This is a genomic window from Citreimonas salinaria, assembly GCF_900107235.1.
GTDB lineage: Bacteria > Pseudomonadota > Alphaproteobacteria > Rhodobacterales > Rhodobacteraceae > Citreimonas > Citreimonas salinaria.
This window is the reverse complement of sequence record NZ_FNPF01000003.1, coordinates 157,596-170,486: the sequence shown is the minus strand read 5'-3', so window position 1 is coordinate 170,486 and position 12,891 is coordinate 157,596. Positions and strand designations below refer to the sequence as shown.

Below are 12,891 nucleotides of genomic sequence, written 5' to 3'. Positions count from 1 at the left end.
GTTGCGCCTGCCGGAGCCGAAGTCAAACCGGACGCGGCGGCGCCGCGCAGGCGCTTCGCGTCAGGTGACGGCCTTGCGCGTGCGGAAGGCCGGATCGTCCCAGGCGCCCTCGCGCAGGATCGCGGCCAGCGTGTCCCCAGCTGCGTCGATCTCGGCCTCGCCGATGTAGAGCGGCGTGATGCCGAAGCGCAGGATGTCGGGCGCGCGGAAATCGCCCACCACGCCGCGGGCGATCAGCGCCTGCATGATCGCGTAGGCGTCGGGGTGGCGGAACGAGACCTGGCTGCCGCGGCTGGCGTGGTCGCGCGGGGTCGCGAGGACCAGGTCGGGGCAGGCGGCCTCGACACCCGCGATGAAGCGGTCGCCCAGTTCCAGCGCGCGGGCACGCAGGTCGTCCATGTCGACGCCGTCCCACACGTCCAGCGCGGCCTCGAGTGCTGCCATCTGCAGCACCGGCGGGGTGCCGACGCGCATCCGTTCGATCCCCGCGCCGGGGGTGTAGCGCAGGTCGAAGTCGAAGGGCCTGTCGTGGCCCAGCCAGCCGGCGAGCGCGGGCTTCGCCTGCTCGGCGTGGCGCGGGGCGACGTAGATGAAGGCCGGGCCGCCGGGGCCGGAATTGAGGTACTTGTAGGTGCAGCCGACGGCGAAGTCGGCGCCCTCGGCCGCCACGCGCACGGGCAACGCGCCGGCGGAATGCGCCAGGTCCCAGATCGCCAGCGCGCCCGCGTCGTGCGCCGCGCGTGTCAGCCGCGCCATGTCGTGGCGCCGGCCGGTGCGGTAATCGACCTCGGTGATGAGGATCGCGGCGACGGTGTCGTCGATGGCGCCCTCGACCTCTTCGGGCGCCACGGTCTTGAGCGTGTAGCCGTCGCCCAGCAGGTCCACGAGCCCCTCGGCGATGTACAGGTCCGAGGGGAAGTTGCCGGTATCCGACAGGATCACCCGCCGGTCGGGCCGCATCCGGATCGCCGCCGCCAGCGCCTGGAACACCTTGATCGACAGCGTGTCGCCCAGCACCGTGTGTCCCGGCTCGGCCCCGATCAGGCGGCCGATGCGGTCGCCCAGGCTGCGCGGCATCGCCATCCAGCCATGCTCGTTCCAGCCGCCGATCAGGCTCTGGCCCCATTCCGCCGTCATCATCTTCTGCATCCGCTCGGGCGCGGCGACCGGCAGCGGACCCAGCGAGTTTCCGTCGAGGTAGATGACCCCGTCGGGGATGTGGAACTTGGCGTGGGTCGCGCTGAAATCGGTCATGTCTCGCCTCCGGCGGTATGGATCGGGCTGGCCGCGCACCCTAATGGCTGGCCGGTCCTTGGCAAGGCCGGTTTCAGTGGCCGCGCGGGACCGCTTGGCAGAACCATTCGAATATGTGAATGCTTGCAGGAGAGGGAGGATTCATCATGCGTTTCACACTGCTCGCGCTGAGCCTGGCTGCCGGTGCCGCCGCCGCGTCCGAGGACATCGCCGACAAGTACCCCCAGTCCGAGCTGTACGACAAGCCGGTCGAGGTCATCCCGCACGTCTTCAGCGCCATCGGCGCGACCGCGCCGCCGACCTACGAGAACGCGGGCCACAACAACAACCTGTCCTTCGTGGTCACCGGCGACGGTGTCATCGTGATCAACGGCGGCGCCAGCGCGCGTCTGGCCGAGGCGCTGCACGACGAGATCGAGGCGATCACCGACCAGCCCGTGAAGCTGGTGATCAACGAGAACGGGCAGGGGCACGCCATGCTCGGCAATTCGTACTGGGCGGGCCTCGGCGTTGACATCCTCGCGCACGAGGACGCCATCCACGAGATCGAGGAGAACGGCGACTTCATCCTGCAGGGGATGCAGCGCTACAACCGCGACCGCGCCGAGGGCACCGAGGTCGTCGTGCCGAACCGGTCGTTTTCCGACCGCGAGGTGATCGAGATGGGGGACGTGACGCTGGAGGTGCTGCACCTGGGCCCGGCGCACGGGCCGGGCGACACGCAGGTCTGGATTCCGCAATGGGGCATCGTCATCGCCGGCGACATCGCCTTCCACGAGCGGATGCTGCCGATCTTTCCCGATACCGACACCGACGCCTGGATCGAGACCTTCGAAGGGCCGTTCACCGAGCTGGGCGCGACCTACGTCATTCCCGGCCACGGCCACCCGACGAACATGGCGCAGGTGACGCGCTACACGTCGGAATACCTGCGCGACCTGCGCGAGAAGATCGGCGCGCATCTGGACGAGGGCGGGGATCTTGCGTCGTCCTACTACGTCGACCAGAGCCAATGGGCGCAGCTCGACACGTTCGAGGAACTGGCGACCAAGAACGCCGGCCGCGTCTTCGAGGAGATGGAGTGGGAATGACCCCGGCCGCGCCTTGCGTCGTCTGGCAGCCGAAGGAGCGCACGTGGTGAAATGGATCGATCTTCCGCCGGTCTGGCTGGGCCTGTTCCTGGTGCTCGCCTGGCTGCAGGCGCGCCATGCGTCCCTGGGGCTGGATTTCGGCCCGGTCTGGGCCGACCTCCTGGGCGGCCTGCTGGTGGGCGGCGGCATCCTTCTGCTCGTGCTTGCGGCGACCGAGATGCGGCGCGCGCGCACCACGATCATCCCCCACCGCGAGGCCGACCGGCTGGTGACGACGGGCATCTTCGCGCGCACGCGCAACCCGATCTACCTGGGCGATTCGATGATCCTGCTGGGGTTGATCCTGTTCTGGGACGCGGTGCTTGCGCTGCCGCTGGTGCCGGTCTTCATGTGGATCATCCAGCAACGCTTCATCCTTCCCGAAGAGGATCGGTTGAAGCGCAAGTTTCGTGCCGATTTTGCCCGATACGCGCAAGAAACCCGGAGATGGCTTTAACTCCGGACCACGCTATGCTCTATGACCGCAAGATTTTGGCCGGCCCTTCGGGCCGCCAAGCCGAACGAATTGCCGACCGCATTCCGCAGCGCGGGATGCGTCTCAGTCATGAACGAGGGGGACTCGAGACGTGAAGATCGGGACACCGAAGGAAGTCGAAAAGGGAGAAGCGCGCGTTGCCATGACGCCCGATTCAGCCCGCGCCCTGCAGAAGCTGGGCTACGAGTGCATGATCCAGTCCGGAGCGGGCGATGCCGCCGGTTTCGCCGACAGCGCCTACGAAGAGGCCGGCGTCACCGTCGTCAAGACGGCCGACACGCTGTGGAAGAACGCGGACATCATCGCCAAGGTCCGCCCCCCGCGCGAGACCGAGGTGAAGAAGCTGACCGAGGGCAAGCTGCTGATCTCGTTCTTCTGGCCCGCCCAGAACGAAGAGCTGATGAAGCAGGCCGCAGACAGCGGCGCGTCGGTCATCGCGATGGACATGGTGCCGCGCATCAGCCGCGCGCAGAAGATGGACGCGCTGTCGTCGATGGCCAACATCGCCGGCTACCGCGCGGTGATCGAGGCCGGCAACAACTTCGGCCGCTTCTTCACCGGCCAGATCACCGCCGCCGGCAAGGTTCCCCCGGCGCGCGTTCTGGTGGTCGGCGCGGGCGTCGCGGGTCTTGCCGCGATCGGCACGTCGACGTCGCTGGGCGCGGTCACCTACGCCTTCGACGTGCGCCCCGAAGTGGCCGAGCAGGTCGAGTCCATGGGCGCCGAATTCGTCTATCTCGATTTCGAGGAAGCGGCCGAGGACGGCGCGGAATCCGGCGGCTACGCCAAGCCTTCCAGCCCCGAGTTCCGCGAGGCGCAGCTGGCCAAGTTCCGCGAGCTTGCGCCCGACATTGACATCGTCATCACCACGGCGCTGATCCCCAACCGCGAGGCGCCCGAGCTGTGGACCGAGGACATGGTCAAGGCCATGAAGCCCGGCTCGGTCATCGTCGACCTCGCGGCGGAGAAGGGCGGCAACTGCAAGCTGACCGTGATGGACGAGAAGATCGTCACCGACAACGGCGTCACGATCATCGGCTACACCGACTTCCCCAGCCGGATGGCGACGCAGAGCTCGACGCTCTACGCGACCAACATCCGTCACCTGATGACCGACCTGACCCCCGAGAAGGACGGTCAGACCAACCACAACATGGAAGACGACGTGATCCGGGGCGCGACCATCGCGCACGCCAAGGAGGTCACGTTCCCGCCGCCGCCGCCCAAGGTGAAGGCGATCGCGGCGCAGAAGCCGAAGCCGAAGGTCAAGGAAAAGACCCCCGAGGAGAAGCGCGCCGAGGAGGTCGCCGCCTTCAAGGCGCAGACCAAGAGCCAGGTCACGCTGCTGACCGTGGGCGCGGTGCTGATCCTCGCGCTGGGGCTGATCGCGCCGGCCAGCTTCATGCAGCACTTCATCGTCTTCGTGCTGTCGATCTTCGTGGGCTTCAACGTCATCTGGGGTGTCAGCCACTCGCTGCACACGCCGCTGATGGCCGTGACCAACGCAATCTCGTCGATCATCATCCTGGGCGCACTGATCCAGATCGGGTCGTCCTCGTTCCTGGTGATCCTGCTGGCCGCGATCTCGGTCTTCATGGCCGGGATCAACATCTTCGGCGGCTTCCTCGTCACCCGGCGCATGCTCGCCATGTTCCAGAAATCGTAAGGCGGAGACAGGATCATGGAATACGGATTCACGACGGCGGCCTACGTGGTCGCGGCAGTGCTCTTCATCCTGTCGCTCGGCGGGCTCAGCGGGCAGGAAAGCGCGAAACGCGCCATCTGGTACGGCATCGTCGGCATGGCGCTGGCGGTGGTGGCGACGTTGATCGGCCCCGGCTCCGGGCTGTGGGTCGTCTCGGTCGTGCTGATCGGGCTTGGCGGCGCGGTTGGCTGGCAGCTGGCCAACCGGGTGCAGATGACGCAGATGCCCGAACTGGTCGCGGCGATGCACAGCCTCGTCGGTCTTGCGGCGGTCTTCGTCGGCTTCAATGCCGATTTCACCATCAACATGGTCGGCGAGGCCAAGATGACCGGCGAGGCGATCAGCGGCGACTTCGCCATGCTGGTGGCCAAGAAGACCCCGGTCGAGATCGGCATCCTGATGGTCGAGCTGTCCTTGGGCATCTTCATCGGTGCGATCACCTTCACCGGCTCGATCATCGCCTACGGCAAGCTGGCCGGTAAGGTCGACACGGGCGCCAAGCAGCTTCCCGGCGGTCACATGCTGAACCTCGCGGCGGTGATCGGCTCGGCGCTGATGCTGGTGCTGTATCTCGGCGGCGCGGGCAGCTGGACGCTGTTCGTCATGGCGCTGCTGGCCTTCTTCATCGGCTACCACCTGATCATGGGCATCGGCGGCGCCGACATGCCGGTCGTGGTGTCGATGCTGAACAGCTATTCCGGCTGGGCGGCGGCGGCGATCGGCTTCAGCCTCGGCAACGACCTGCTGATCGTGGTCGGCGCGCTGGTGGGCAGCTCGGGTGCGATCCTGTCCTACATCATGTGCAAGGGCATGAACCGGTCCTTCGTCAGCGTGATCCTTGGCGGCTGGGGCGGCACCACCGGCGAGGCCGCGGCAGTCGAGGGCGAGCAGGTCTCGATAGACGCCGACGGCGTGGCGAGCGCGCTGGACGAGGCCGACAGCGTGGTCATCGTGCCGGGCTACGGCATGGCAGTGGCGCAGGCGCAGGGCAACGTGGCCGAGCTGACCCGCCGGCTGCGCGAGAAGGGCAAGACCGTCCGCTTCGCCATCCACCCCGTCGCCGGCCGTCTGCCGGGGCACATGAACGTGCTGCTGGCCGAGGCCAAGGTGCCCTACGACATCGTGCTGGAAATGGAGGAGATCAACGACGACTTCCCCGACACCGACGTGGTGATCGTCATCGGCTCGAACGACATCGTGAACCCCTCGGCGCAGGACGACCCGAACTCGCCCATCGCCGGGATGCCGGTGCTGGAGGTCTGGAAGGCCAAGCAGGTCTTCGTGTCCAAGCGCGGCAAGGGCACCGGCTATTCCGGGATCGAGAACCCACTGTTCTTCAAGGACAACACGCGGATGTTCTTCGGCGACGCCAAGAAGAGCCTCGAGGAACTGCTGACCCGGCTGAACTAGGCCTCTGCACCATCGCACCACCTGAACCGCCCCCCGGACACCGCGCCGGGGGGCGGTTCGCGTTTTCGGGGGCATGTGCCGCGCTGCGGCGCGACGGTGCTTGTGCCGCGCGGGCGCATCGGGCAGAACGGAATCCGGAACATGACAGGGACAAGGGTGACGACATGAACCTTGCGACACGCCGGCCGGTGCTGGCCGAACTCTGGGCCGAAAGCGGCCGCGCGGCGCTGGCGAAACAGGCGCTTCTGGTAATCGTCGGGATCGCCGTCCTGACCGCGGCGGCGAAGATCCGCGTGCCGCTGTGGCCGGTGCCGATCACCATGGGCACCTTCGCGGTGCTGACGATCGGCGCCGCCTACGGGCTGCGGCTGAGCCTGATCACGCTGCTGGGCTACGTCGCCCTCGGCGCCGCGGGCGTCGCGGTCTTCGCGGGCGAGAATGCGGGCCTTGCCTACATCGCCGGCCCGACGGGCGGCTACCTCGTCGGCTACGTCGCAGCGGCGGCGCTGATGGGCGCGCTGGCACGGCGCGGCTGGGACCGGGGCGTGTTCTCGATGGTGGGCGCGCTGATGCTGGGCAACGCGGTGATCTACGCGATCGGCCTGCCGTGGATGGCCTACCTTTTCGTCGAATCCAAGGGCGCGGCCTGGGTGTTCCAGTGGGGCATGGGCAACTTCCTTCTCGGCGACGCGCTGAAGCTGGCGCTGGCGGCCTTCCTGCTGCCGTCACTCTGGGCGCTGCTGGGCCGCACCCGCGGCTGAGCCGGCCGGACCGAACTGCAACGGACGGCGTCGGAGGTCACTCCGGCGCCGTTTTCGTTTCAGCGCGCTGGGGGTGCTTGATCATCGCCGCATCCGCGCCCACGATGCCGGCATGAGCCAGCCGATCCTGAACCGGGCATTGCCGCACGATCCCTTCCCGCGCCCGCGCCTGCCGGGCGTGGCGCCGCTGGACCCGGCCGATTGGCTGGCGGTCACCGATGCGCATGCCGGACAGATGGCCGAGCGCGAGCGCCTGATCGCGCAGGCCCGCGACGCGGTGATCTGGCAGGCGCCGGGAACCGCGGCGATGCTGGACGAACTGCTGGACACGGTGATCGCGGCGCTGCCGGACGGGTACGTGGTCGGCGACGGGATCGCGGTGCGTCCCGACGGCGTGCGCGTGACTCTGGACCGCACCGACCCGCTGGCCACGCTGGGGCGGCTGGTGCAGGAGGACCTGTGCCTGCTGGTCAAGCCCGACGGCGCGGCCGAGCACGTGCTGAAGGCGGCGGTCCTGTGCTTCCCCGCGGGATGGCGCCTGGCCGAGAAGGCCGACCGCCCGCTGACCGCGATTCACGTGCCGGTGCCGTCCTACGACGACGGTATCGCCGCGCGGGTGCAACGGCTGTTCGACGGGGTGCGCGACGGTCGGCCGCTCTGGCGGTCGAACCTGCTGTGGTACGACGATCCGGCCCTGTTCCAGGCGCGCCGCGAAGGCGCCCCGCGTCCCGCCGACAAGGACACACGCTCGGGCGCGTACCTGCGCACCGAACGGCAGGCCATCCTGCGCTTGCCGCGCAGCGGCGCGGTCGTGTTCTCGATCCACACCTGCGTGATGGCGCGGGACGTGGCGCTGGCGCTGCGCGACCGGAACGCGGGTGCATTGGTGAATGAAGGGTAAATCCGTCTGGGCAAGGCATTGATTTCATTGGGGCGAATTCGTGTCCCATCGCGGGACACCCGAACCCGGCCTAGTTCAGAAGCGTCGCCGCATGGACGAATCCGGGCCAGTCGTCCAGCAGCGCCATCACCAGCAGCGTCACCACCAGGGCATGGGCGGTCATGCGGAAATTCATGCCCCGGGTCAGGCCCACGACCGAGATCAGTGCCGCCACCGGCAGAGACACGGTCGCCAGCAACGCCGTCAGCGCCCAGCCGGCCGCGCCGAGACGCGCCTCGTGCGGTGAAGGTGCATCGCCTCGGCGGGGGCGCCAGCGCGCGAAGGCGCGCCTGAGGCTGCTTTCGGCGTGAAGCGCCGCCCCGCCCGTGCGCAGCGCGGCACGCGCCGTCCGGCGCGCCCGGCGCGGCGAGACGTAATCGTGCAGGGACAGGAATTCGTCCCGCCCGATCGTGGCGCGCGGCGCCGCCCATTCGACGTCCGGCGCGCCCGAAAGGCGCAGCGTCGTCGCCACGACGTCGGCCAGCACCGCCACGGCGACGCGATCGCGTGGCGTGGCCGGTTCCCGGCCAACCGGCGTGGCGTCGGGGCCGAAGATCTCGAACAGCAGGCGGTGGCCGCGAGCGCCGCCTTCCTGCGACGTGACGCGCAGCGACAAAGCGCCGCCGTGGACCGCGGGCTTGCGCGGGTGGCGCAGCGGCGCGCCGTCGCGCGGGTCGTGCAGCGCCAGGGCCGTCGCCGCGGCGTCGAGGCCGGTCTTCAGCCACAGCCCGCCCGCATCGGGAATAGCGATGGCGGCGTAAAGCGTTCTGCTGGCGGTCATGGCGATCCTCGGCGCGTCGGGGTCGGCTGCGGGCTCGCCTGCCTCATCGCCTTCAATTGAGGACGAATTTGGACCGAAGCGCGCCCATTTGCCGGATTGCCGAAGGCCCTGCCGCCGCAATCGCACGGGGCGTGGCCAATCCCCCGCAGGTTGCGGTGACCGTTTCGCACAAGCGCATTTCGCGGCGCGGGGACGCGCCGCGAAAGGACCGTCGGACCCTGCGCCCCGAAACGAAGACGGGCGCCCCGAAGGGCGCCCGCGTGATGCCGATCCGAGCGCGATCAGCAGCTGTAGTACATGCCGAACTCGACCGGGTGCGGCGTGTGTTCGTAAAGCTCGATCTCTTCCATCTTCAGCGCGATGTAGCCGTCGATCTGGTCGCGGGTGAACACGTCGCCGGCCAGCAGGAACTCGTGATCGGCCTCAAGCTCGGTCATCGCCTCGCGCAGGCTGCCGCAGACGGTGGGGATGCCTTCCAGCTCTTCGGCGGGCAGGTCGTAGAGGTTCTTGTCCATCGCGTCGCCCGGATGGATCTTGTTCTTGATACCATCGAGGCCGGCCATCAGCAGCGCCGCGAAGCACAGGTAGGGGTTCGCCGACGGGTCGGGGAAGCGGGCCTCGACGCGCTTGGCCTTCGGGCTTTCGGTCCACGGGATGCGCACGCAGCCCGAGCGGTTGCGGGCCGAATAGGCGCGCAGAACGGGGGCCTCGAAGCCCGGGATCAGACGCTTGTAGCTGTTGGTCGACGGGTTGGTGAAGGCGTTCAACGCCTTGGCATGCTTGAGGATGCCGCCGATGAACCACAGCGCCTCGTCCGACAGGTCGGCATACTTGTCACCGGCGAAGAGCGGCTTGCCGTCCTTCCAGATCGACATGTTGCAGTGCATGCCGGTGCCGTTGTCGCCGTAGATCGGCTTGGGCATGAACGTCGCCGACTTGCCGTAGGCTTGCGCGACGTTGTGGATGACGTACTTGTACTTCTGGATCTCGTCGGCCTGCTTGGTCAGCGTGCCGAAGATCAGGCCAAGCTCGTGCTGGCACGACGCCACCTCGTGGTGGTGCTTGTCGACCTTCATGCCCATGCGCTTCATGGTCGAGAGCATTTCCGAACGGATGTCCATGCCGTCGTCGATCGGGTTGACGGGGAAGTAGCCGCCCTTGACGCCCGGACGGTGGCCGGTGTTGCCCATCTCGTACTCGGTGTCGGTGTTCCAGGACGCGTCCAGCGCGTCGACCTCGTAGGACACCTTATTGATCTTGTTCGAGAAACGCACGTCGTCGAACAGGAAGAACTCGGCCTCGGGGCCCCAGTAGGACACGTCGCCGATGCCGGACGACTTCAGGTAGGCCTCGGCCAGCAGGGCGGTGCCGCGCGGGTCGCGGTTGTAGGGCTCGCCGGTGTCGGGCTCGACTACGGTGCAGTGCAGGCACAGCGTCTTCTCGGCGTAGAACGGGTCGATATAGGCGCTTTCGGTGTCGGGCATGAGCTTCATGTCCGAGGCCTCGATGCTCTTCCAGCCGGCGATCGACGAGCCGTCGAACATGAATCCCTCGTCGAGGAAATCCTCGTCGACCAGATCCGCCACGACCGTCACGTGCTGCAGCTTGCCGCGCGGGTCGGTGAAGCGGATGTCGACATAGGCGACGTCCTCGTCCTTGATGGTCTTGAGAACTGCGTCCTTGCTCATTCCCTTGTCTTCCTTTCTGTCTTTATCTCTATCAGGCGCGGCGGTTGCGCGTCACAGCGCGTCCGAGCCGCTTTCGCCGGTGCGGATGCGGATCGCCTGCTCGACCGGCGACACGAATATCTTGCCGTCGCCGATCTTGTCGGTCTTGGCGGCGTCCACGATGGCCTCGATGGCTGCGTCGACCTGGTCGTCGTCCAGCACCACCTCGATCTTCACCTTGGGCAGGAAATCGACGACGTATTCGGCGCCGCGATACAGTTCGGTGTGACCCTTCTGGCGCCCGAAGCCCTTGACCTCGACCACGCTGAGGCCCTGGATGCCCGCTTCCTGCAGGGCTTCCTTCACCTCGTCGAGCTTGAACGGCTTGATGATCGCTTCGATCTTCTTCATGGCGCGCCTGCCTCCTGTCGGTCGTTGCGTCCCGTGCAGATCATTTCCGGTTTCGGGCCACAATCGGATAGGATGCAGCCGTTGCGCCGGAATGCGGACAAATGAGGCGTCCGGCTAAACTTAGGGCATGTCGCACAAAAAGGCGGCAGAGTTGAAACGACGGGAGATCGCATGGCCGACCTGCTGACCGCCGCGCGGATGCGCGCGATCGAGAATGCCGCGATAAAGGCCGGTTCCGTGACCGGCGCGCAGTTGATGGAGAGCGCGGGCGAGTGTGTCCTGGCGGCGATTCTGGCGCGCTGGCCGGGGATGGCCGCCGCGCCGCATCGCGCGCTGGTGCTGTGCGGGCCGGGCAACAACGGCGGCGACGGCTTCGTCGTGGCGCGGCTGCTGCGCGGGCGGGGCTGGACAGTGGCGCTGTTCCTGGCGGGCGACGCGGACAGGCTGCCGCCGGATGCGCGGGCGAACCACGACCGGTGGGACGGCGCGGTCACGCCGTACGAAGACACCGCCTTTGCCCGCGAGGCCGGGCCGCTGGGACCCCAGGACCTGATTCTGGACGCGCTCTTTGGCACGGGACTGACGCGGCCGGTGGACGGGTTCGAGGCGTTCCGGGCGGCCGCGCAGCGCGGCGGCGGGCGGCCGAAGGTCGTGGCGGTGGACGTGCCCAGCGGCCTTTGCTCGGATTCGGGCCGGGTGCTGCACCGCGAGGGCGCGCCGGCCGAGCCTCCGGTCCGCGCCGACCTGACGGTGAGCTTCCATGCCGAGAAGCAGGGCCACCGGCTAGCCGACGGCCCCGATGCCTGCGGCGCGATCCAGGTCGCGCCCATCGGGTTGCCGCCGCGGGCGGACATCGCGGCGGAAGATTCGCCGGTCACGCTGAACGAACGGCCGGAGGCCTTCGACAAGGGCGAAGGCGCGCACAAGTACGCCCACGGCCACGCGATCGTCCTGTCCGGCCCGCCGGGCACGGGCGGTGCGGCGCGGCTGGCGGCGCGCGGGGCGCTGCGGATCGGCGCGGGCCTCGTCTCGGTCTGCTGCGAGGATGCGGCGGTGCCCGAACACGCGGCGCGGCTGGACGCGGTGATGATCAAGCGCGCGAACGGTGCGGACGGGCTGGCGCGCCTGCTCGAGGATTCGCGGCTGAACGCGCTGTGCCTGGGCCCTGGGCTGGGGCAGGGCGCGCGCGACCTGGTGCCGGTGGCGCTGAAGGCGGGCCGCGCGACAGTGCTGGACGCCGACGCGCTGACGGCCTTCGCGGGCGATCCCGGTGCGCTGTTCGGGCTGCTGCACGAGAACGCGGTGCTGACGCCCCATGCGGGCGAGTTCGGGCGCGTCTTCCCCGACATCGCCGAGCGGCTGGCCGCGACGCCCGACCACGGGCCTGCCTTTTCGAAGATAGATGCCGTGCGCGAGGCGGCGAAGCACGCGGGATGCACGATCCTGCTGAAGGGTCCGGACACGGTCATCGCGGCACCCGACGGGCGCTGCACCGTCAATTCCGCGCATTACGACCGCGCGGCGCCGTGGCTGGCCACCGCGGGCACGGGCGACGTGCTGGCCGGCTTTGTCACCGGCCTGCTGGCGCAGGGGATGGAGGCGTTCGACGCGGCCCGCATCGCCGCCTGGCTGCATGTCGAGGCCGCGCGCCGCTTTGGCCCCGGCCTTATCTCGGAAGACCTTCCCGAGGCCCTGCCTGCGTGTCTCCGGGATCTAGCGGCAGCGCCCTGAGGGTGGCGGTGTCGGGGGCCGCGAGTTCCAAACCGCTGGCGTACAGGATCTGCGGCGTGTCGAAGCCCAGCAGCAAGACCGTCATCCGCACCGCGCAGGGCGGCGCCAGTCCCATCGCGCGCGCCAGTCGCGCCGCCGGGACGACGGCGTGGTCGCGCCCGGTCAGCCGAAGCGCCGGCTCGCCGCGCAGCAGCAGTGGCTGGCCCGCCGGCAGCGTCACCGCGTGATCGGGAGCGTCGCTGCCCAGCGTCGCGGGCGGCACCGTCACCGCCTGCACCGTGCCGTGGGTCATGCGGATGGCGCGCAGCGGTGCCCAGCCCGTGCGCGTTATGATGCGGTCGCCGGCGGACAGCGACCAGATCGGCAGGATGCCGTCCCGCGTGGCGATCTCGACGTCCGACGGCAAACCGAAGGCCTCGGCATGAACGGGCGCGAAGGGATCGCGCCTGCGCCGCGCGCCGAGCCATGAAAACGTCCACGCCATGTCCACCAACCCGTTCACTATGGCCCCCCGCTCGCGCCGTGAAAGATGACGTTACGGAAACCGATGGTCGCGAGATCCACGTGACTCACCCATAAGTGTAACACAAGACACCTTTGTCTTC

At 68.5% G+C, this 12,891-nt stretch carries 12 protein-coding genes; 7 read left to right on the top strand and 5 right to left on the bottom strand.

What is annotated here, in order from left to right; genetic code table 11:
- Positions 1–60: 60 nt before the first annotated feature.
- Positions 61–1,254 carry a kynureninase gene (gene kynU, locus BLW27_RS05105; RefSeq protein WP_089880235.1) on the bottom strand — a complete coding sequence of 398 codons (1,194 nt, stop codon included), beginning with the start codon at positions 1,252–1,254 and terminating at the stop codon, positions 61–63.
- Positions 1,255–1,400: 146 nt separating this feature from the next.
- Here kynU and BLW27_RS05100 point away from each other — a divergent pair, with 146 nt between their 5' ends.
- From BLW27_RS05100 to BLW27_RS05075, 6 genes are all read left to right on the top strand, one after another.
- The gene (locus BLW27_RS05100) at positions 1,401–2,345 is read left to right on the top strand and encodes an MBL fold metallo-hydrolase (RefSeq protein WP_089880232.1); all 945 of its coding nucleotides are present in this window, start codon (positions 1,401–1,403) and stop codon (positions 2,343–2,345) included.
- Between the two features lie 46 nt (positions 2,346–2,391).
- Positions 2,392–2,841, top strand: a complete 450-nt coding sequence (locus BLW27_RS05095) for a methyltransferase family protein (RefSeq protein ID WP_177177823.1) — start codon at positions 2,392–2,394, stop codon at positions 2,839–2,841.
- A 130-nt stretch (positions 2,842–2,971) separates the two neighbouring features.
- Positions 2,972–4,546: a Re/Si-specific NAD(P)(+) transhydrogenase subunit alpha gene (locus BLW27_RS05090; RefSeq protein WP_089880227.1), complete on the top strand. Its 1,575-nt coding sequence runs from the start codon at positions 2,972–2,974 to the stop codon at positions 4,544–4,546.
- Positions 4,547–4,561: 15 nt separating this feature from the next.
- Complete coding sequence (locus BLW27_RS05085) at positions 4,562–5,995, top strand: NAD(P)(+) transhydrogenase (Re/Si-specific) subunit beta (protein ID WP_089880224.1); 1,434 nt, start codon at positions 4,562–4,564, stop codon at positions 5,993–5,995.
- A 164-nt stretch (positions 5,996–6,159) separates the two neighbouring features.
- A complete protein-coding gene (locus BLW27_RS05080) occupies positions 6,160–6,756 on the top strand; it encodes a biotin transporter BioY (protein ID WP_089880221.1) in 597 nt (198 codons plus the stop codon).
- Between the two features lie 112 nt (positions 6,757–6,868).
- The gene (locus tag BLW27_RS05075; RefSeq protein ID WP_089880218.1) at positions 6,869–7,657 is read left to right on the top strand and encodes a heme-dependent oxidative N-demethylase family protein; all 789 of its coding nucleotides are present in this window, start codon (positions 6,869–6,871) and stop codon (positions 7,655–7,657) included.
- A 70-nt stretch (positions 7,658–7,727) separates the two neighbouring features.
- Here BLW27_RS05075 and BLW27_RS05070 read toward each other — a convergent pair whose 3' ends face one another.
- The 3 genes from BLW27_RS05070 to BLW27_RS05060 all read right to left on the bottom strand — a co-directional run bounded on the left by BLW27_RS05070 (position 7,728) and on the right by BLW27_RS05060 (position 10,555).
- On the bottom strand, positions 7,728–8,477 hold the full coding sequence (locus tag BLW27_RS05070; RefSeq protein WP_089880215.1) for a hypothetical protein: 750 nt from the start codon (positions 8,475–8,477) through the stop codon (positions 7,728–7,730).
- A gap of 281 nt (positions 8,478–8,758) precedes the next feature.
- Positions 8,759–10,165, bottom strand: coding sequence for a type I glutamate--ammonia ligase (gene glnA, locus BLW27_RS05065; protein WP_089880212.1), 1,407 nt, complete (start codon positions 10,163–10,165; stop codon positions 8,759–8,761).
- 51 nt (positions 10,166–10,216) lie between these two features.
- Positions 10,217–10,555: a P-II family nitrogen regulator gene (locus BLW27_RS05060; protein ID WP_089880209.1), complete on the bottom strand. Its 339-nt coding sequence runs from the start codon at positions 10,553–10,555 to the stop codon at positions 10,217–10,219.
- Between the two features lie 171 nt (positions 10,556–10,726).
- Between BLW27_RS05060 and BLW27_RS05055 the strand changes: the two genes are divergently transcribed.
- The gene (locus BLW27_RS05055; protein WP_089880206.1) at positions 10,727–12,286 is read left to right on the top strand and encodes an NAD(P)H-hydrate dehydratase; all 1,560 of its coding nucleotides are present in this window, start codon (positions 10,727–10,729) and stop codon (positions 12,284–12,286) included.
- On the opposite strand, the gene BLW27_RS05050 is transcribed toward BLW27_RS05055, so the two are convergent.
- Entirely contained in the window at positions 12,222–12,788 is a 567-nt protein-coding gene (locus tag BLW27_RS05050) for a Hint domain-containing protein (RefSeq protein ID WP_218141085.1), read from the bottom strand. The two genes, BLW27_RS05055 and BLW27_RS05050, sit on opposite strands and share 65 nt — an antisense overlap.
- Positions 12,789–12,891 lie beyond the last annotated feature (103 nt).